The sequence below is a fragment of the Kitasatospora sp. NPDC058444 genome, assembly GCF_042721415.1.
Lineage (GTDB): Bacteria > Actinomycetota > Actinomycetes > Streptomycetales > Streptomycetaceae > Kitasatospora.
Genome location: NZ_JBHXLL010000031.1, coordinates 36309 through 59364 on the forward strand (window position 1 = coordinate 36309; position 23056 = coordinate 59364).

At 74.9% G+C, this 23056-nt stretch carries 1 protein-coding gene; it reads left to right on the forward strand.

Features of this window, described 5'->3' with window-relative positions:
• The first annotated feature begins 264 nt into the window (after window positions 1-264).
• The gene (locus ACFWP2_RS27685; RefSeq protein WP_380456279.1) at window positions 265-23055 is read left to right on the forward strand and encodes an SDR family NAD(P)-dependent oxidoreductase; all 22791 of its coding nucleotides are present in this window, start codon (window positions 265-267) and stop codon (window positions 23053-23055) included.
• The last annotated feature ends 1 nt before the right edge of the window (window position 23056 follow it).

Sequence of the window (23056 nt, forward strand, 5' to 3'; positions counted from 1 at the left end):
CGATCATCGATTCGGCCCCAACGCTCAGCTCACCAGTGCATCTTCCCCGAAGAGCGTCGCCAACGCTGTCGCGCTCGAGGACCGCTCCACTGATCCAGGCGCCCGGAACGAGGTCGAGTCCGGGTCCGGATACCACCGGGTCGCCGGGCGCTGCCCGCGCGCTCGATGATCCGGCCGCTCGCGCGGCCGGAGCCGCACCATCGGGACTGCTACGGAAACACCCCCGCCTTCCTTCATCCCCCCGGCTCACGAGGTGTCGATGTGATGCGCTTCCCCCTGGATTCGGACGCTGATCGTGTCGCTGTCATCGGAATCGCGGGCAGGTTGCCGAAAGCCCCGGATCCGGAGGCGTTCTGGCGACTGCTGTGCGACGGGGCCGACGCGATCACCGCGCCGCCCGCGGGCCGGCAGGGCGTACGGCACGGCGGCTACCTGGACCGGGTGGACGGCTTCGACGCGGCGTTCTTCGGGGTGTCCCCCCGTGAGGCCGCCGGCATGGACCCGCAGCAGCGGCTCATGCTCGAACTCGCCTGGGAGGCCCTGGAGGACGCCCGGATCGTGCCGAGCACGCTGACGGGCGGTCCGACCGGGGTGTTCGTCGGCTCGATGTGGGAGGACTACACGTCCCTGGCCTACCCCGGTCACATCACGCCGCACACACTGACCGGCACCAGCCGGGGCGTCATCGCCAACCGCGTCTCGCACTTCCTCGGCGTGCGCGGACCGAGCATGACGGTCGACACGGCCCAGTCGTCGGCGCTGGTCGCGGTGCACCTGGCGGTCGAGAGCCTGCGCCGCGGCGAGTCGACGGTCGCCCTGGCCGGCGGGGTGAACCTCAATCTGACCGCCGCCCGCGAGGAGGGGGCGGCGGAGTTCGGCGGCCTGTCCCCGGACGACCGCTGCTTCACCTTCGACGCCCGGGCCAACGGCTTCGTCCGCGGCGAGGGCGGCGCCTTCCTCGTCCTGAAACCGCTGGACCGGGCCCTGGCCGACGGGGACCGCGTCTACGGCGTCATCCGGGGCAGCGCGGTCAACAACGACGGCGCCACCCGGAGCCTGACCGTGCCCAGCGCGCAGGCCCAGGAACAGGTCATCCGCGAGGCACTGGCCCGCGCCGGCGTGCGTCCCGCGGATGTGCAGTACGTGGAGCTGCACGGCACCGGCACCGCCGTCGGCGACCCCATCGAGGCCGCCGCCCTCGCGGCGGCCTACCGCGACCCGGCCGGGTCCGGCGACGCCGACGGCGCCCTGCGGGTCGGATCCGCCAAGACGAACGTCGGCCACCTGGAAGGCGCCGCGGGCATCGTCGGTCTGCTCAAGGCCGTCCTCAGCGTGTACCACCGCGCACTGCCGCCGAGCCTGAACTACGAAACCCCCAACCCCGGCATCCCGCTCGACGCACTGGCGCTGCGGGTCCAGACCGCTCTGACCCCCTGGCCGCGGCCGGACGCGCCGCTGCTCGCCGGCGTGTCGTCGTTCGGCATGGGCGGCACCAACGCGCACGTGATCGTCGAGCAGGCGCCCGACGCGGCCGCGCCGGCGGCCCGGCGGCCCGCCCCCGAGGACCGGCCGGCGCCGTGGATCGTCACGGCGCGGACCAAGCAGGCGCTCCGGGCACAGATCGAGCGCCTGCGCGAACACGTGCGCAGCCACCCGGACCTGACCGGAGCCGAGGTCGCGCACGCGCTGGCCACCACCAGAACCCGCTTCGCGCACCGCGCGGTCCTGCTCGACTCGGACCAGGTCGCCGCCGGCCGGGCCGGCACCCCGGGCCGTACCGTCTTCGTGTTCCCGGGGCAGGGTGCGCAGTGGGTGGGCATGGGACGGGAGCTGTACGCCGCGTACCCCGTGTTCCGGGCGGCCATGGACGAGTGCGCCCAGGCCCTGGCCCCGTACACCGACTGGTCCCTGGCCGATGTCCTGGACGGTGCCCCGCTCGAGCGCGTGGACGTCGTGCAGCCCGCCCTGTTCGCGGTGATGGTGTCCCTGGCGGAGCTGTGGCGCTCCTTCGGTGTCGAGCCCGACGCGGTGGTCGGGCACTCGCAGGGCGAGATCGCCGCGGCCTACGTCGCGGGCGCGCTGTCGCTGTCCGACGCGGCCCGGATCGTGGCACTGCGCAGCCGGGCCCTGGTGGCGCTGACCGGCCGGGGCGGCATGGTGTCCGTGGCCCTGTCCGCCGAGCGGGCCGAGGACCACGTGGCGCGCTGGGGCGGCGCGCTGACGGTCGCCGTGGTCAACGCCACCGGCTCGGTCGTGGTGTCCGGCGACACGCAGGCCCTGTCCGAACTGGTCGAGTCCTGCGAGGCGGACGGTGTCCGCGCACGCGTCGTCCCGGTGGACTACGCCTCCCATTCCGCCCACGTCGAGGCGATCCGCGAGCGGCTGCACACCGAACTGGACGGTGTGCGGCCGCGGCAGGGCAGCATCCCGTACTACTCCGCGGTCACCGGCGGCCTCCTCGACGACACCACGGAGCTCGACGCCGGCTACTGGTACCGCAACCTGCGCGAGCCGGTCCGCTTCGACCTGGCCACCGCCGCACTGCTGGCGGACGGGCACGACGTCGTGGTCGAGGTCAGCCCGCACCCGGTGCTGCTGCCCGCCCTCGAACAGACCCTGGAACAGGACCGCGAGCGGACCGGCGTGCCCGGCGTCGCCACCGGCACGCTGGGCCGTGACCGGGGCGGGCCGGACGCCTTCCTGACCGCGCTGTCCCGGCTGTTCGTGGCCGGCGTGCCGGTCGACTGGTCCCCGGCCGTCACCGAGGCCGCGCCGGTCGACCTGCCCACGTACGCCTTCCAACGCCGTTCGTACTGGCTGCCCGAAGCGACGGCCGGGCAGAGCGGACGGACCCCGGCCGGCCCGGGGACGCGCGCTGCGGAGACCGCCGGGACCGGCGGCACGGACCCGGGTGACCCCGGGTCGGGCGACACGGTGGACGCGGCCGCCGTGGTCACCGCGCAGATCGCGCTCGTGCTGGGCCACGAGAACCCCGCGGACATCGATCCCGCGCTCACCTTCAAGGACCTCGGCTTCGACTCGGTCACCGGGCTCGAACTGCGCAACCGCCTGGCCGGCGCCCTGGACCGGCAGCTCCCCTCCGGTCTCGTCTTCGACCACCCGACGCCCGCGGAGCTGATCGACTGGCTGCGCACCGGCCCCGGCGACCGGTCGGCCCCCGTCGCCCCGGCCGCCCACGACGACGACCCGGTCGTCATCGTGGGGATGGGCTGCCGCTTCCCCGGCGGGGTGGCCTCGCCGGACGACCTGTGGCGGCTCGTCGCGGAGGGCGTGGACGCGATCGGCGACTTCCCGGACGACCGCGGCTGGGACCTGGGCGGCCTGTACGACCCGGAACTGCGCGGCGCGGGCACCACGTACATCAACCGGGGCGGGTTCCTGGAGGCGGCGGCCGGCTTCGACGCGGCGTTCTTCGGGATATCGCCCCGCGAGGCGCTCGCCATGGATCCGCAGCAGCGGCTCGTGCTGGAGATGGCCTGGGAGACCTTCGAGCACGCCGGGATCGACCCGGCCTCGCTGCGCGGCAGCCACACCGGCGTGTTCACCGGCGTCTGGTCGTCCGGCTACGCGACCGGGCCGGGCCTGCCGGAGGACCTGGAGGGCTACCTGTTCACCGGCGTCGCGACCAGCGTCACGTCCGGCCGGGTCGCCTACCACCTGGGGCTGCGCGGTCCGGCGCTGTCCGTGGACACCGCCTGCTCGTCGTCCCTGGTCGCCGTCCACCTCGCCGCCCAGGCCCTGCGCGCGGGCGAGTGCTCGCTGGCGCTCGCCGGCGGTGTCACGATCATGGCGACACCGCTGGGCTTCACCGAGTTCTCCCGCCAGCACGGCCTCGCGGCGGACGGCCGCAGCAAGCCCTTCGCCGCCGCGGCCGACGGCACCAGCTGGGCCGAGGGCGCCGGCCTGGTGCTGCTGGAGCGGTTGTCGGACGCCCGCCGCAACGGTCACCGGGTGCTGGCGGTCGTCGCGGGAAGCGCGGTCAACCAGGACGGCGCGTCCAACGGGCTGACCGCGCCCAACGGCCCCTCCCAGGAGCGGGTGATCCGTCAGGCCCTCGCCAACGCGGGGCTGTCGGCGGCGGACGTGGACGCGGTGGAGGCCCACGGCACCGGCACCACCCTCGGCGACCCCATCGAGGCCCACGCCCTGCTGGCCGCCTACGGTCAGGACCGGGACGAGCCGTTGTGGCTGGGGTCGCTGAAGTCCAACATCGGCCACACCCAGGCCGCCGCCGGCGTCGCGGGCCTGATCAAGATGGTCATGGCGATGCGGCACGGCGAACTGCCGGGAACCCTGCACGTGGACGCCCCCTCCCCGCACGTCGACTGGTCCTCCGGCGGCGTCCGGCTGCTCACCGAGGCCCGGCCGTGGCCGGAGCACGAGCACCCGCGCCGCGCCGGCATCTCGGCCTTCGGCATCAGCGGCACCAACGCCCACCTGATCATCGAGCAGTCCTCCGACCCGGACCCCGCCCACCTTCCCGAGCCCGCCGGACGGGCCACCCCCACCGCCTGGCTGCTGTCCGCGAAGACCGACGCCGCGCTGCGCGCCCAGGCCGAGCGGCTGCACGCGTACGCGACCGCCCACCCCGACGTCCCGGCCGCCGCGATCAGCCGCGCCCTGGCCGCCCGCACCCGGTTCGAGCACCGGGCCGCGGTGGTCGGCGCCGACCGGGACGACCTGCTGTCCGGCCTGGCCGCGCTCCCGTCGGGACTGCCGGGACTGCCGGGACTGCCGGGGCCGTCGGCCCGTACCGGCGGGACCGTGTTCGTCTTCCCCGGGCAGGGGGCGCAGTGGGCGGGCATGGGCCGTGACCTGTACGAGCAGTCCGAGGTCTTCCGCGCGAGCATCGACGCCTGCGCCGCCGCCCTGGCCCCGTACACCGACTGGTCGCTGGTCGACGAACTGCGCCACGGCTCGCTCGACCGCGTCGACGTGGTGCAGCCGGCCCTGTTCGCCGTCATGGTGGCGCTGGCCGACCTGTGGCGGTCCCACGGCGTGCAGCCGGACGCCGTCGTCGGCCACTCCCAGGCGGAGATCGCCGCCGCCTACGTCGTCGGCGCACTGTCGCTGCGGGACGCCGCCAAGGTCGTCGCGCTGCGGTCCAGGGCACTGGCCGCCATCGCCGACCGGGGCGGCATGGTGTCCCTCGCGCTGTCCGTCGAAGAGGCCGCCGGCTACCTGGCCCGCTGGGGCGAGCGGCTGACCACCGCCGTGGTGAACGGACCCGCGGCGGTCGTGGTGTCCGGCGACCTCGACGTGCTGGACGGCCTGCTCGCCGCCTGCGAGGCCGACGGCGTCCGCGCCCGCCGCCTGCCCGTCAACTACGCCGCCCACTCCGCGCAGGTCGAGGCGATCCGCGGGCAACTGCTCACCGAACTGGCCGACATCACGCCCCACTCGGCGGCGATCCCGTTCTACTCCACGGTCACCGGCGAGCCGGTCGACACCTCCGCCCTCGACGCCGGCTACTGGTACCGCAACCTCCGCGAGCCCGTTCGGTTCGACCTGGCCACCGCCCGGCTCACCGCCGACGGCCACGACCTGTTCCTGGAGGTCAGCCCGCACCCGGTGCTGGTGCCCGCGCTGGACGCCGCCGCCACCGGAACACTGCGCCGCGACCACGGCGGCCTCACCGAGTTCCTCGCCGCGGCGGGACGCCTCCACGCCGCCGGAGCCGAGGTCGACTGGACTCCGGTCCTGCCCCGCACCGCAGCCAGGGCGGACCTGCCCACGTACGCCTTCCAGCGCGAGCCCTACTGGGTGACCGCGACGCCGCCGGTGCCCCGGGACGACTGGCGGTACGAAGTGGCATGGGCGCCGACGAGCGCCACCGCGGCCCCGGTGGACCCCGCCCGCTGGCTCGTCCTGGCGCCGACCGGGCACCCGTGGGCCGAGGCCCTGCGCGACCGGGGCTTCGCGGTGGCCGACACCTGGGACGCGGCCGGCACCGGCGACGCCCGGCCCGGGCCGGACGGTGTGCTGTCGCTGCTGGCGCTGGACGAGGAGCCGCACCCCGACCACCCGGTGCTCCCGGCGGGCCTGGTCCGCACCCTGGATCTGCTCCGCACCCCGGACCCGGTGCGGACGGCGGCCGTCCCGCTGTGGTGCGCGACCAGCGGCGCCGTGAGCACCTCGGGCACCGACCCGGTCACCAGCCCGGCCCAGGCCCTGGCATGGGGCACCGGCGCGTCCGCGGCGCTGGAGTTCCCGCACGGCTGGGGCGGCCTGGTCGACCTTCCCGCCGTGCCCGACGAGGAGAGCGTGAACGCGCTGCTCGTCGTGCTCGCCGGCACGGGCGAGGACCAGGTGGCGATCCGCGGCGCCCGGCGCTTCGCCAAGCGGCTGCGCCGCAAGGCCCCGTCGGGCCCGGCCGCGCGGTCCTGGCGGCCGCGGGGCGCGGTGCTGGTCACCGGCGGCACCGGCGCGCTCGGCGGACACGTGGCCCGCCGCCTCGCGCGGCAGGGCGCGGAGCACATCGTGCTGGCCTCCCGCCGCGGCCCCGACGCACTCGGCGCGGCCGACCTGCGCGACGAACTGGAGGCAGCCGGGGCGCGGGTGACCGTGGTGGCGTGCGACGTGGCCGACCGGGACGCCCTGCGGGACCTCGTCGAGCGCGTCGGCGACATCCGCGCGGTCTTCCACACCGCCGGTGCGATCAGGGCGACCAGGCTGGCCGACACGACACCGGCGGAGTTCGCCGAGGTCATCACGGCCAAGGTCGCCGGGGCGGCGAACCTGGCGGAACTCCTGCCGGACCTCGACGCCTTCGTCCTGTTCTCCTCCACCGCGGGCGTGTGGGGCGACGGCCACGGCGCGGCCTACGCCGCCGGCAACGCCTTCCTCGACGCCCTGGCCGCCCAGCACCGCGCCCAGGGCCGCGCCACGACCTCCGTCGCGTGGGGCATCTGGGCCGAAGGGGGCATGGCCGCCCTGGAGCCCGTGCAGCGCCAGCGCACCCTGCTCGGCCTCGGCGAACTGGACCCGGGCCGGGCACTCGACGCGCTGCAGGACGTCCTCGACCACGACGAGGCCCTCGCGGTCGTCACCGAGGCCGACTGGGCGCAGTTCGCCCGCGCCTACACCCACGCGCGGCCGAGCCGGCTGCTGCGGGACCTGCCCGAGACCCACAGCCGGCCGCAGGCCCCCCGACCCGCGCCCCCCGTCGGCGGCACCGACCTGCTGGAGCTGATCACCACCCACGTCGCCGGGGTGCTGGGACACGCCACCCCCGAGCGGCTCGACCCCCGGCAGGCGTTCAAGGACCTGGGCTTCGACTCGCTGACCGCGGTGGAACTGCGCAACCGCCTGACCGCCGCGCTCGGGGTGAAACTGCCCGCCACCCTCATCTTCGACCACCCCACCCCGGCACGGCTGGCCGCCCACCTGTCCGGCGACTCCGGCGAGCAGGACGCGCCGCAGGCCCCGGCCCCGGCCGCGACGGACGAGCCGATCGCGGTCATCGGCATGGGCTGCCGCTACCCCGGAGGCGTCGGCACCCCCGAGGACCTGTGGCGGCTGGTCGCGGACGGCGTGGACGCGGTCGGCGACTTCCCGGCCGACCGGGGATGGGACCTCGACCGCCTGTACGACCCGACGGGCAGCCGCCCCCGCACGTCGAGCACGTCCCGGGGCGGCTTCCTCGACGCCGCCGGCGACTTCGACGCGGCGTTCTTCGGGATCTCGCCGCGTGAGGCGCTGGCGATGGACCCGCAGCAGCGGATCCTGCTGGAGACCGCGTGGGAGACCGTCGAGTACGCCGGTATCGACCCGACCACGCTGGAGGGCACGTCCACCGGCGTGTTCACCGGCGTGTGGTCCACCGGCTACGCCGCCGGGCCGGTCCCCGACGACCTGGAGGGCTACCAGGTCACCGGCACCGCGTCGAGTGTGGGGTCCGGCCGGCTGGCGTACCAGCTGGGCCTGCTCGGCCCGGCACTGTCCCTGGACACCGGCTGCTCGTCGTCCCTGGTGGCCCTGCACCTGGCCGTTCAGGCGCTGCGCTCGGGGGAATGCTCCTTCGCCCTGGCCGGCGGCGTGACCGTCAACGCGGCACCCACGCTGTTCACCGAGATGTCACGGCAGGGGGCGAGCGCACCCGACGGCCGCAGCAAGTCCTTCGCCGCCGCGGCCGACGGGGCGGGCTGGGCCGAGGGCGCCGGCCTGCTGCTGCTGGAACGCCTGTCCGACGCCCGCCGCAACGGCCACGAGGTGCTGGCGGTCGTCCGAGGCTCCGCCACCAACCAGGACGGCGCGTCCAACGGGCTGACCGCGCCCAACGGCCCCTCCCAGGAGCGGGTGATCCGTCAGGCCCTGGCCAATGCCGGGCTGGAGGCGTCCGAGGTGGACGCGGTGGAGGCGCACGGCACCGGCACCACGCTCGGTGATCCCATCGAGGCCCAGGCGCTGCTGGCGACCTACGGTCAGGAGCGGGACGAGCCGTTGTGGCTGGGGTCGGTGAAGTCCAACCTCGGCCACACCCAGGCAGCGGCCGGCGTGGCCGGCCTGATCAAGATGATCATGGCGATGCGGCACGGCGAACTGCCGAGGACCCTCCATGTGGACGCGCCCACCCCGCACGTCGACTGGGCCTCCGGCGCGGTCCGCCTGCTCACCGAACCGGTCGCCTGGCCCGGGACCGGGCGGCCACGGCGGGCCGCCGTCTCCGCCTTCGGCATCAGCGGCACCAACGCCCACGTCATCATCGAGCAGAGCATCCTCGAACAGCCCGCCGAGGCCGACTCCGCCGCACCCTCTCCCCGGGGCCGCGCGGACGACCAGGTCCTCTGGCCGCTGTCGGGGAAGTCGGACGCGGCGTTGCGGGAGCAGGCGCGCCGGCTGGGTGCCTTCACCGCCGTGCGTCCCGAGGTGAGCGCGGCGGCGGTCGGGGGTGCTCTGGCGGCCCGCACGGTGTTCGAGCACCGGGCCGTGGTGGTGGGCAGCGCCGAGGCCCTGGACGCCCTGGCCGAGGGCGGCGTGGCGCCGGGTCTGGTCACCGGGATCGCCCGCCCGCTGGGTCGGTCGGTGTTCGTGTTCCCGGGGCAGGGTGCCCAGTGGGTGGGCATGGGCGCGGAGCTGTACGGCTCGGAGCCGGTCTTCCGGGAGGCGATCGACGCGTGTGACGCGGCGTTGGCGCCGTACACGGACTGGTCGTTGGTGGAGGTGCTGACCGGCGGTGGCTCGCTGGAGCGGGTCGACGTCGTGCAGCCCGCGCTGTTCGCGGTGATGGTGGCCCTGGCCGCACTGTGGCGTGCGCACGGGGTCGAGCCCGATGCCGTCGTCGGGCACTCGCAGGGAGAGATCGCGGCCGCGTACGTGGCCGGCGCGTTGTCCCTGGAGGACGCCGCCAAGGCGGTCGCCCTGCGCAGCAGGGCCCTGGTCGCCCTGGCCGGACACGGCGGCATGGTCTCGGTCGTGCTGTCCGCGGACGACGCCGCCGGCTACCTGCGCCCCTGGGGCGACCGGATCACCGTCGCGGTGGTCAACTCCGCCTCGACCGTCGTCGTGTCCGGCGAACCCGGGGCCCTGGCGGAACTGCTGGCGGCCTGCGAGGCCGACGGCATACGCGCCCGCGCCATCCCCGTCGACTACGCGGCGCACTCGGCGCAGGTCGAGGCGATCCGCGAGCAGCTTCTGACCGACCTCGCGGACATCCGGCCCCGGCCCGCGGCGATTCCCTTCTACTCCACCGTCACCGCGGAACCCGTCGACACCGCCGCCCTCGACGCCGGCTACTGGTACCGCAACCTCCGCGAACCCGTACGGTTCGACCTGGCCACCGCCCGGCTCACCGCCGACGGCCACGAGGTGTTCGTGGAAGTCAGCCCGCACCCGGTGCTGGTGCAGGACCTGGACGGCGTGGCGACCGGCACCCTGCGCCGCGACCACGGCGCCATCGGGGAGTTCCACACCGCCCTGGCCCGCCTCCACGTCCAGGGTGTCGCCGTGACCTGGCCGCACGAGCGCCCGCACGGCGTCAGGCTGCCGGGCTACGCCTTCCAGCGCAGCACCTACTGGCTCACCCCGGCGGCCGACGACCACGGCACCGGGCACCCGCTGGCGGGCACCACGGTCGAACTGCCCGACGGGACCACCGTGCACAGCGGCCGCGTCTCCACCCGCACCCACCCCTGGCTGGCCGACCACGCCGTCGACGGCACGGTCCTGCTGCCGGGCACCGCCTTCCTCGAACTCGCCACCCTGGCCGGCGGGACCCTCGACGACCTCGTCCTGCACCTGCCCCTCGCGCTCTCGGACACCCCCACGGACATCCAGGTCTCGGTCGGCGCCCCGGACGACGCCGGCCGCCGCCCGGTCACCGTGCACTCCAAGGGCGGCGACGGCTGGGTCCGCCACGCGTCCGGAACCCTCGGCGGCCAGGTGACGGCCGGTCGCCTCGACTGGCCCGCGAGGAACGCCGAACCCGTGGACCCCGAAGGGTTCTACGCCTTCCTCGACGGACTCGGATACCAGTACGGACCCGCGTTCCGGGGCGTGCGGGAGCTGTGGCAGGGCGAGGACGAACTGTACGCCGAGGTGTCCGTCCCCGACGGCGCCCGCTTCGGCCTCCACCCCGCGCTCCTGGACGCCGCACTCCAGCCGCTGATCCTGCTCAGCCCCGACACCCGGGTCCGGCTGCCGTTCTCCTTCTCCGGCGTCGCCGTGCACACCACCGGTGTGTCGTCCGCCCGGGTCCACCTGGCCCGCACGGGCGCCGGCACCTACCGCGCGACAGTGACCGACCTGTCCGGCAACCCGGTCGCGGACATCACCGCGCTGACCGTCCGTCCGGCCGCCGAGGCCCGGGCCGCGGTGCTGCACACCCGGTGGGTGCCCCTCACCGCGGGCACGCCGACCGAGGTGGTGCCGAGCCCGGTCCTCACCGCGGAAGCCGACGCGGACTCCGTGCACGCCCTCGTCCAGCGGGCCCGCGCGCTCGTCCAGGACTTCCTGGCCGAGCAGCCGGAGCGGGCGGCCGCACGCCTGGCCGTCCTGACCCGCGGCGTGGCCGGCGCGGCCGTACGCGGCCTGGTCCGCAGCGCCGCCGCCGAGCACCCCGGCCGGTTCGTCCTGGTCGACATGGGCGACGCGTCCGAGGAGGACGCGGTCCGGGCCGCCATGACGGCCGGCGACGAACCCGAACTGGCCCTGCGCCGGGACGGCGTCCTCGTGCCGCGGCAGGCCAGGTACGCCCCGGAACTGGCCGCCCCCGACGGTGCGTACCGGCTGAGCGAGTCCGGCACCGGGCAACTGGACGACCTGGCCCTGCTGCCCTGGCAGGAGGCCGCGCTGGAACCCGGACAGGTACGGGTCGCCGTACGCGCGGCCGGCCTGAACTTCCGCGACGTGCTCATCACCCTCGGCATGTACCCGGACCGGCCCCCGTTGGGCGGCGAAGGGGCCGGCACCGTCCTCGAGGTCGGCCCCGGCGTCACGGCCTGGCGGCCCGGCGACCGCGTCACGGGAATGATGCCCGGCGCCTTCGGGCCGCGCGCGGTCGCCGACCACCGGCTCCTGACGGCGATCCCCGACGACTGGAGCTTCACCGAGGCGGCGTCGGTGCCCATCGCGTTCACCACCGCCTGGTACGGGCTGTTCGACCTCGGCGAACTGCGCCCCGGCGACCGGGTCCTGGTCCACTCCGGCGCGGGCGGCGTGGGCATGGCCGCCGTGCAGTTGGCCCTGAACAGCGGCGCGGAGGTCTTCGCCACCGCGAGCCCCGCCAAGTGGGACACCCTGCGGCGCCTCGGACTGGCGGACGACCACATCGGTTCGTCCCGCGACACCCTGTTCGCCGACCGGTTCCCGACCATGGACGTCGTCCTCAACTCGCTCGCGGGAGAACTCACCGACGCCTCCCTGCGGCTGCTCGCCGACGGCGGACGGTTCGTCGAGCTGGGCAAGACGGACGTCCGCTCACCCGAGGGCCTGATCTACCGGGCCTTCGACCTCAACGACGTCGACCCCGCGCGGCAGGGCGACATCCTCGCCAAGGTCGTGGCGATGGTCGCCGACGGGACGCTGGAGCCGCTGCCGGTCACCGCCGCGGACCTCCGCCAGGCCGTCGACTCCTTCCGGCTGATGAGCCAGGCCCGCCACACCGGCAAGATCGTCCTCACCGTCCCCCAGCCGATCGACCCCGACGGGACCGTGCTGATCACCGGCGGCACCGGCACCCTCGGCCAGGCCGTCGCCCGGCACCTGGTGTCCCGCCACGGGGTACGGCACCTGCTGCTCCTCAGCCGCGGCGGCGGCGCGCTGCCGCACCCGGAGCTGCGAGGGGACGCCGATGTGCGGGTCGTGGCCTGTGACGTCGCGGACCGGGACGCGCTGGCGGCCGTACTGGACTCGATCCCGGCCGAGCATCCGCTCACCGCCGTCGTCCACGCGGCCGGCGTGCTCGACGACACCGTCATGGAACGGCTGACCGCGGAGCAGCTCGACCGGGTGCTGCGTCCCAAGGTCGACGGCGCCTGGCACCTGCACGAGCTGACCCGCGAGCACGACCTCGCCGCCTTCGTGCTGTTCTCCGCGGCCGCGGGTGTGCTCGGCAACGCCGGCCAGGCCGGCTACGCCGCCGCGAACTCCTACCTCGACGCGTTCGCCGCGCACCGGCAGACCCTCGGACTGCCCGCCGTGTCGATGGCCTGGGGCTACTGGGAGCAGGAGAGCGGCATGACCGCCCACCTCACCGCGGCCGACCGCCAACGCCTCGCCCGCAAGGGCGTCCGCCCCATCAGCACCGAACGCGCCCTGGCCATGTTCGACACCGCGCTGGCCGCCGGACGTCCCGCGCTGACCACGGCCGACCTCTCGATGCCGCAGACCCTGCCGACGCCGAAGGCCCCCGCGTCGGACCTGCTGTCCCTGGTCGCCGCCCACACCGCCACCGTCCTCGGTCACACCGACGCCGCCGCGGTCACCCCCGGCCTCGCCTTCCGCGACCTCGGCTTCGACTCCCTGACCGCCGTCGAACTGCGCAACCGCCTCGCCGGCGCCACCGGCCTGCGGCTGCCCGCGACCCTCGTTTTCGACCACCCCACCCCCGCCGACCTCGCCGACCACCTCACGGCCGAACTCTCCGGTGCGGCAAAGGGTGTGGTGCCGGTGGCGCCGGCGGTGCCGGTGTCGGACGATCCGGTGGTGATCGTGGGCATGGGGGCCCGGTATCCGGGTGGGGTGGGGTCGCCGGAGGACCTGTGGCGCCTGGTGTCGGGTGGGGTGGACGCGATCGGGGCGTTCCCGTCGGATCGTGGGTGGGACGTCGAGGGGTTGTTCCATCCGGACGCGGATCATCCCGGGACGTCGTACACGCGGTCGGGTGGGTTCCTCGCGGACGCGGCGGGGTTCGATGCCGACTTCTTCGGGATCTCGCCGCGTGAGGCGTTGGCGATGGATCCGCAGCAGCGGGTGCTGCTGGAGACCGCGTGGGAGACGTTCGAGGACGCGGGGATCGATCCGACGTCGTTGCGGGGCAGCCAGACGGGTGTGTTCACCGGCATCTGGTCCTCCGGCTACGTCGGCAGCCCCGACCAGGCACCGCCCGACACCGAGGGCTACCTCGCCACCGGCATCTCACCGAGCATCACCTCCGGCCGGGTCTCCTACCTGCTCGGCCTCCAGGGCCAGGCCGTGTCCGTCGACTCCGCCTGCTCCTCGTCACTGATGGCGATCCACCTCGCCGCGCAGGCACTGCGCTCGGGGGAGTGCACCCTCGCCCTGGCCGGCGGGGTGACCGTGAGCGTGACCCCCCTCCAGTTCACGGAGTTCTCCCGCCAGCGCGCCCTGGCCCCCGACGGCCGGTGCAAGCCCTTCTCGTCGACGGCTGACGGCACGGCCTGGGGTGAGGGCGCGGGGCTGGTGCTGCTGGAGCGCTTGTCGGACGCGCGTCGCAACGGTCACCGGGTGCTGGCGGTGGTGCGGGGTTCGGCGGTGAACCAGGACGGCGCGTCCAACGGGTTGACCGCGCCCAACGGCCTCTCCCAGGAACGCGTCATCCGCCAGGCCCTGGCGAACGCCGGGTTGGAGGCGTCCGAGGTGGACGCGGTGGAGGCGCACGGTACGGGGACGACGCTCGGTGACCCGATCGAGGCGCAGGCGCTGCTGGCGACGTACGGCCGGGACCGGGTGGAGCCGTTGTGGCTGGGGTCGGTGAAGTCCAACATCGGCCACACCCAGGCCGCCGCCGGTGTGGCCGGCGTGATCAAGATGGTGATGGCGATGCGGCACGCCGAACTGCCGCCGACGCTGCACGTCCAGGAGCCCACGCCGCACGTCGAGTGGGACACCGGTGACATCCGGCTGCTGACCGAGGCCCGGCCGTGGCCGGAGACGGGGCGTCCCCGCCGCGCGGGCATCTCGGCCTTCGGGGCCAGCGGCACCAACGCCCACGTCGTCATCGAACAGTTCCCGGAGGAAACCCCCGAACGACCCGCCGCGGACGACTCCGCGGAGCCCACCGTGTGGCTGCTGTCCGGCAAGACGGACGACGCCCTCCGCGCCCAGGCCCGACGGCTCGCGGACCACATCACCGCCCACCCCGGACTCCGGCCGGCCGCGATCGGCCGGGCCCTCGCCACCACCCGCGCCATGCTCGCCCACCGGGCGGCGCTGGTGGGCAGCACCCGGACCGACCTCATGGCGGAACTGGCCGCCCTCGCCGACGGAGACCCCCGCGTCATCACGGGTGTGGCCGGTTCGCCGGGTCGGTCGGTGTTCGTGTTCCCGGGGCAGGGTGCCCAGTGGGTGGGCATGGGCGCGGAGTTGTACGGCTCGGAGCGGGTGTTCCGGGAGGTGATCGACGCGTGTGACGCGGCGTTGGCGCCGTACACGGACTGGTCGTTGGTGGAGGTGCTGACCGGCGGTGGGTCGCTGGAGCGGGTGGATGTGGTGCAGCCCGCGCTGTTCGCGGTGATGGTGGCGCTGGCCGAACTGTGGCGTGCGCATGGTGTGGAGCCGGATGCCGTCGTCGGGCATTCGCAGGGCGAGATCGCGGCCGCGTACGTGGCGGGGGCGTTGTCGTTGGAGGACGCGGCGAAGGTGGTCGCTCTGCGCAGCAGGGCCCTGGTCGCCCTGGCGGACCAGGGCGGGATGGTGTCGGTCGGTCTCGGGCACGAGCGGGCCGTCGAGTTCACGGCCCGCTGGGACGGCCGGCTGACCGTGGCGGTGGTCAACGCCCCCGGTTCGGTCGTCGTCTCGGGTGACCTGGACGCGCTGGAGGAGCTGCTGGCGGCCTGCGAGGCCGACGACATCCGCGCCCGCCGCCTGCCCGTCAACTACGCCGCCCACTCCGCGCAGGTCGAGGCGATCCGCGAGCAACTGCTCACCGACCTCGCCGGGATCGAGCCGAGGACGGTGGACGTCCCGTTCTACTCCACGGTCACCGGCAAGGAGATCGACACCTCCGCCCTCGACGCCGACTACTGGTACCGCAACCTCCGCGAACCCGTGCTGTTCGACCTCGCCGTCGAAGCCCTCACGCAGGACCGGCACGGCGTGTTCGTGGAGGTCAGCCCGCACCCCGTCCTGGCGCCGGTGATGGACGGCCTCGTGACCGGCACGCTGCGCCGCGACAGCGGCCGGCAGGAGTTCCACCTCGCCCTGGCGCGCCTGCACACGCAAGGCGTGGCCGTCGACTGGACGCCGGTCCTCCCCGGCGAGCCCCACCACGTCCCGCTGCCGACGTACGCCTTCCAGCACCGGCCGTACTGGCTGAACCCCGTCGCCGCGAAGGGCGACGTGTCGGCGGCGGGACTGGACTCGGCCGGGCACCCGCTGCTCGGGGCCGTCGTCGAACTGGCCGGGGACCAGAGCGTCCTGCTCACGGGGCGGCTCTCGACGGCCACCCGGCCGTGGCTGGCCGACCACGTCGTCCTGGGCTCCGTGCTGCTGCCCGGCACCGTGTTCGTCGAACTCGCCCTGCACGCCGGACGGCAGGCGGGCTGCGACGTCCTCGACGAACTGGTGCTGGAAGCCCCCATGATCCTGCCGGACGACGGCTCCGTCCCGGTCCAGGTCGTCGTCGGCGCGCCGGACGGGACGGGCCGACGCCCCGTCACCGTGCACTCCCGGACGGGCGGCACCTGGCTGCGGCACGCCACCGGCATGCTGGCGACCGGCGACCGCCCCCACCCGTACGACACCGGCGAGACCTGGCAGCCGGCCGGTGAACCCGTCGACCTGACCGACTTCTACGAAACCCTCGCCGCCCAGGGCTACGAGTACGGGCCGGCGTTCGCGGGCGTCCGCGAGATCCGGCGGCAGGGCGACGAGCTCTATGCCGAGGTGGCGCTGCCCGCCGACACCCGCGACCGCTTCGGTCTCCACCCCGCGCTGCTCGACGCCGCACTCCAGCCGCTGACCCTGCTGGCGGCCGGCCGCCTGCCGTTCTCCTTCGCCGGGGTGTCGATGCGGAAGGCCGGCTCCACGGCCAGGGTCCGCCTCACACCCACCGGCCCCGACACCTTCCGGGTCGCGCTCGCCGACGAATCCGGGCCGCTGGCGGTGATCGACGCGCTGACCGTGCGCCACCGGCCGCCGGGCATGGCGGCCGCCGGGACCAACCAGCTCTTCCGCCTCGACTGGGTGCCCGTCGAGAGCACCGGCGAACCCCCGGCCGTCCACCACGTCACGCCCCCGGCGGGAGACCCCGTGGCGGCCGCGCACACCGTCGCCGCCGAGACGCTGGGCGTGCTCCAGGACTTCCTGCGCGACGGGGACGGCCGGCTGGCCGTCGTGACCCGCGGCGCGGTCGGGCCGGAGCCCGTCGACCTGCCGTCCAGCGTCGTCTGGGGCCTGGTCCGCGCGGCCCAGGCGGAACACCCCGACCGGTTCGTGCTCGTCGACACCGACGACCGCGTCCTCGTCGCGGGGGACGAACCGCAGCTCGTCGTCCGCGACGGCGCCGCCCACGCCGCCCGCCTGGTCCGGGCCGAAGCGGCCGCGGCGCCCAGCCCGCTCGACCCGAACGGCACCGTACTGATCACTGGGGGCACCGGAACACTGGGCCGCCTCGTCGCCCGGCACCTGCGCGAACAGCACGGAATCCGGCACCTGCTCCTGCTCAGCAGGAGCGGGGCGGAGGTGGACTTCGACGCCGAGGTGGTGCCCTGCGACGTGGCCGACCGGGACGCGCTGGCGGCCGTGCTGGACTCGATCCCGGCCGAGCGTCCGCTGACCGCGGTCGTGCACGCCGCCGGCGTGCTCGACGACGGCGTCGTCGAATCCCTCACGCCCGACCGGATCGACCGGGTGCTGCGGCCCAAGGCCGACGCCGCCTGGCACCTGCACGAGCTGACGAAGGACCTCGGCCTGAGCGCCTTCGTGCTCTTCTCGTCCGCCGCCGGTGTGCTGGGCGGCCCGGGCCAGGCGAACTACGCCGCCGCGAACGCCTTCCTGGACGCCCTCGCCGTGCACCGGCGCGCCCTGGGCCTGCCGGGCGTGTCGCTGGCCTGGGGGCACTGGGCCGAGGCCAGCGGGCTGACCGAGAACCTCACCGACACCGACCGCAAGCGCCTCGCCCGCGCCGGTGTGCTGCCGATGCCCACGGACCAGGCGCTGGCCCTGTTCGACCTGGCCCTGGGCGCCGCCGATCCCGCGCTGGTCCCCGCACACCTCGACCTGTCGGCGGCGGCCGGCCGCCCGCTGCTCAGCCGCCTCACCCGCACCAGGCCCGCCCGGCGTACGGACCGGCCGGGCCTGGGCAGGGAACTGGCGGCCCTGTCCGAGATCGAGCAGCACAGCCGCGTCCTGGACCTGGTCACCGGCCAGACGGCCGCGGTCCTCGGCCACCCCGACACCGCGGCCGTCAGCGCCGAGCGGGCCTTCAAGGACCTGGGCTTCGATTCGCTCACCGCGGTGGAACTGCGCAACCGGCTGTCCGCGGTCGCCGGGGTACGGCTGCCCGCGACGATGGTCTTCGACTACCCGACCCCCGGCGCGCTGGCCGGCCACCTGCGGGGCCTCCTGGTCGGCGCCCGGCGCCAGGCCCCCGCCGCACCCGTGCCGGTCGGGGTTCCGGTGTCGGATGACCCCGTCGTGGTCGTGGGGCTGGGAGCCCGGTACCCGGGTGGAGTGGGCTCGGCGCAGGAGCTGTGGCGCCTGGTGTCGGGCGGGGTTGACGCGGTCGGGGACTTCCCGTCGGACCGCGGATGGGACGTGGGTCGTCTCTACGACCCGGCCGGTGGTCCGGGGAGGTCGTACACGCGGTGGGGCGGCTTCCTCGACGCCGCCGCCGAGTTCGACGCCGCGTTCTTCGGGATCTCGCCGCGTGAGGCGCTCGCGATGGATCCGCAGCAGCGGGTGCTGCTGGAGACGGTCTGGGAGACGTTCGAGGACGCGGGGATCGATCCGACGTCGCTGCGGGGCAGCCGGACGGGCGTCTTCACCGGCATCTGGGCATCCGGCTACGGCGCCGGGGCACAGCCGCCCGACCTGGAGGGCTATCTCTCGACGGGCACGGCGACGAGTGTGACCTCCGGACGGGTGTCGTACCTGCTGGGGCTGGAGGGTCCGGCGGTGTCGGTGGACACGGCGTGCTCGTCGTCGCTGGTGGCGATCCACCTGGCGGCGCAGGCGCTGCGCTCGGGTGAGTGCTCGCTGGCCCTGGCCGGTGGCGTGACGGTCATGGCGACGCCGTCGGGGTTCGTCGAGTTCTCGCGGCAGCGGGGGCTCGCGGCCGACGGGCGGGTGAAGGCGTTCGCCGAGGCGGCCGACGGGACGGCGTGGGGTGAGGGCGCGGGTGTCGTGCTGCTGGAGCGGTTGTCGGACGCCCGGCGCAACGGTCACCGGGTGCTGGCGGTGGTGCGGGGTTCGGCGGTGAACCAGGACGGGGCGTCCAACGGGCTGACCGCGCCGAACGGTCCGTCGCAGGAGCGGGTGATCCGTCAGGCCCTGGCGAACGCCGGGTTGGAGGCGTCCGAGGTGGACGCGGTGGAGGCGCACGGAACGGGGACGACGCTCGGTGACCCCATCGAGGCGCAGGCGCTGCTGGCGACCTACGGTCAGGGGCGGGTGGAGCCGCTGTGGCTGGGGTCGGTGAAGTCCAACATCAGCCACACCCAGGCGGCGGCCGGGGTGGCGGGCGTGATCAAGATGGTCATGGCGATGCGGCACGGTGAACTGCCGCCGACGCTGCACGTCGACGCGCCGAGCTCGCACGTCGACTGGGAGTCCGGCAACATCAGGCTGCTGAGCGAGGCCCGGCCGTGGCCGGAGACGGGGCGTCCCCGCCGGGCCGGCGTGTCGGCGTTCGGCATCAGCGGGACGAACGCGCACGTGATCCTGGAGGCACCGGCCCCGGAGCCGGCCGAGGAGACGTCATCCGAGTCCGCTCCCGCGCCCGCAGCCGTCGTGCCGGTGCCGTGGCTGCTGTCGGCCAAGTCCGAGCAGGCCCTGCGCGACCAGGCCCGCAGGCTGCGCGGGTTCCTCGCCGAGCACCCCGAGGTCACGCCGGCCGAGGTGGCCGCGGACCTGGCCGCGCGGGCCCGGTTCCCGCACCGTGCCGTGCTGACGGACCCGGCCGGCCTGGAAGCGCTGATCGACGGACAGCCCGGAATCGTCACGGGCACTGCCTCCCCGGGCCGGTCGGCGTTCGTTTTCTCCGGTCAGGGCGGTCAGTGGGCGGGGATGGGGCGGGGGTTGTACCGGGAGTTCCCGGTGTTCGCCCGGGTCTTGGACGAGGTCTGCGACCTGCTGGGGCTGTCGGTGGAGGTGCTGTTCGAGGACGCGGAAGGGGTGCTGGGGGAGACGGAGTTCACGCAGGCCGGGGTGTTCGCGTTGGAGGTGGCGCTGTTCCGGCTGGTGGAGTGGCTGGGAGTGCGGCCGGACTTCGTGGTGGGGCACTCGGTCGGTGAGGTCGCCGCGGCCCATGTCGCGGGGGTCCTGACGCTGGAGGACGCGTGCGCCCTGGTGGGTGCGCGGGGCCGACTGATGCAGGGCCTGGCCGGTGGTGGGGCGATGGTGTCGCTCCAGGCGTCGGCGGAGGAGGTGCTGGGGTCGCTGGTGCCGGGTGCCGAGGTGGCGGCGGTCAACGGGTCCGACGCGGTGGTGGTCTCGGGGGACGAGGCCGCGGTCGAGGCGGTCGCTGAGGTGTGGCGGGGCCGCGGGCGCCGGGTGCGGCGGCTGGCGGTGAGCCACGCGTTCCATTCGGCGCGGATGGATCCGGTGCTGGAGGAACTGGGCAGGGTGGCGGCGGGTCTGTCGTTCGCTGAGCCGGTGATCCCGGTGGTCTCGACGGTGGCCGGGCGTCCGGTGGACATGGGGGATCCCGGGTACTGGGTGCGGCAGGTGCGGGAGCCGGTCCGGTTCGCGGACGCGATGGAGTGGCTGACGGGCCAGGGGGTCACCGGGTTCGTGGAGGTGGGTCCGCATCCGCTGCTGGTGGGGACCGGGCTGATGCGCCGTGGTGGTGATTCTCCGGAGCGGTTGTTCGCGGGGCTGGGGCGGTTGTGGGCGGACGGCGCGGTGCGCTGGACGCCCCCCGCGACCACGACCGCGACCGCGATGGCGGGGACGGCGGACGTGCGGGTGCCTTCGTACGCCTTCCAGCACCAGCACTACTGGCTCCACCCCACCACCCCGGAACCGACCGGTGACGGCCGGATCGACCACCCGCTGCTGCGGGACGCCATGGAACTCCCGGACGACAACGGCGTGGTGCTGACGGGACGACTCGCCACCGCCGCGCAGCCGTGGCTCACCGAGCACGTCATCGCGGGCGCGCCCCTGCTGCCCGGCGCGGCGTTCGTGGACCTGGCGCTCCGGGCCGGCGAGCACGTCGGCTGCCCGGCGGTCGAGGACCTGACGCTGGAGACACCGCTGGTGGTCGCGGACGGCACGCAGGTGTCCGTCACCGTCGGCCCCGACCGGGAGGGCCGGCGCAGCGTCTCGATCCACTCGCGCACGGACGGCGAGTGGGTACGGCACGCCACCGGGACGCTGGGCGCCGTACCCGTCGAACCACGGGACCCCTGGGCGCGGCAGTGGCCGCCGCAGGCCGAAGCCGTCGACCTCGACGCCTTCTACGACAACCTGGTCGACGCCGGATTCGCCTACGGCACGGCCTTCCAAGGCCTGCGAGCGGCCTGGCGCGACGGCGACACCCTCTACGCGGAGGTGGCCGTACCCTCCGGCGACACCCGGTTCGCCCTGCACCCCGCCCTGCTCGACGCCGCGATCCAGACCGTGACCGTCGCCGACGACCGGGCGAAGATGCCGTTCTCCTTCGCCGGGATCTCCTGGTGGCGCGGCGCCGAGCACGCCAGGGTCCGGCTGACCGTCACCGGCCAGGACACCTGCGCGATCGCCCTCGCCGACCAGTCGGGCGCGCCGGTCGCCGAGATCGCCTCGTTGACCCTGCGCCGGCCGGCCGGGGCCACCACGCGGGACGTGCCGTACCGGGTGGCGTGGCCGGTCCTGGAAACGACGACCACCGGGCCGGACATCCCGGTCCACCACGCCACATCGCCGGTCGAGACCCTGCGGGTGATCCAGGACTTCCTCACCACGGACACCCCGCGCATGGTGGTCGCCACGCGCAACGCGGTGCCGGTCCGGCCGGGCGAGGACGTCGACCCGCAGGCCGCCGCCGTCTGGGGCCTGGTCCGGTCGGCCGCCACCGAGCACCCCGGCCGGTTCGTGCTGGTCGACGGTGCCGACGGCGACGAGGTCCGGTTGGCCGGCGACGAACCCCAGCTCGCGATCCGCGCCGGCACCGTCCACGTCCCCCGCCTCGAACGGGCGCGGACCGAACCGCTGCCCTCGCCGCTCAGCCCCGAGGGCACGGTGCTCGTCACCGGCGGCACCGGCACCCTGGGCGCCACGATCGCCCGCCACCTCGCCGTGCGGCACGGCGTGCGGCACCTGCTGCTGGTCAGCCGGAGCGGCCCGGACGCCCCCGGCGCGGCAGCGCTGACCGCCGACCTCGCCGCGCTGGGCGCGACCGCCGACATCGTGGCGTGCGACGTGTCCGACCGCGAGGCGGTGGCGCGGCTGCTCGCCGGACACCCGGTCACCTCGGTGGTCCACGCCGCGGGCACGCTGGCCGACACCGTCGTGGAATCCCTCACCCCGCAGCAGTTCGCGCGGGTGTGGGAGCCGAAGGCGCTCGCGGCACGGCACCTCCACGAACTGACCTCGGACCTGGAGGCGTTCGTGCTGTTCTCGTCGGCGGCCGGGGTGCTGGGCGGCGCGGGCCAGGCGAACTACGCGGCGGCGAACGCGTACCTCGACGGCCTCGCCGCACACCGGCACGCCCAGGGACAGCCGGCCGTGTCGCTCGCCTGGGGCTACTGGGCCGAGGCCAGCGGCATGACCGGAGGTCTGACCGCCACCGACCGGCACCGCCTGGTCAGGGCCGGCGTACAGCCGCTGCCGACGACGGACGCGCTGGCCCTGTTCGACGCCGCGCTGACCGCGGACACCCCCACCCTCGCCCCCGTCAGGTTCGACCTGCCGGCGCTGCGCCGCGCCGGCGACCCGCCCGCCCTGCTGCGGGAGCTGGTACGGCCCCGGCGCAGGCAGACCGCCGACCGCGTGTGGACGCAGGCCGACGTGCTGCAACTCGTCGTGGGCCAGGTCGCCCTCGTCCTGGGGCACGCGTCACCGGAGGCGGTCAACCCCGACCAGGCGTTCACCGACATCGGGTTCGACTCGCTCACCGCCGTGGAGCTGCGCAACCAGCTCGACGCGGACACCGGCCTGCGCCTGCCCGCCACGCTCGTCTTCGACCACCCGACACCGGCCCGCCTCGCCGCCTTCGTGCACACACGGCTGCACGGCAGCGGACCCGACCCCCTGCTCGCCGAACTCGACCGGCTCAAGTCCACCCTGGACGCGGCGGCCGCCGACGCCGACTACGAGACCGTCGCGGCCCGCCTCGAAGCACTTCTCGCGGCCTGGACCGCCAAACGCACCGGCTCCGCGGCCGGTGTCGACGAGGCCAGCGACGACGAACTGTTCAGCCTTCTGGACGATGTGCACCGCCGGACCGAGGTCATCCGCTCGGGCGAATCCCGCAACGCTGAGGAGAAGTAGC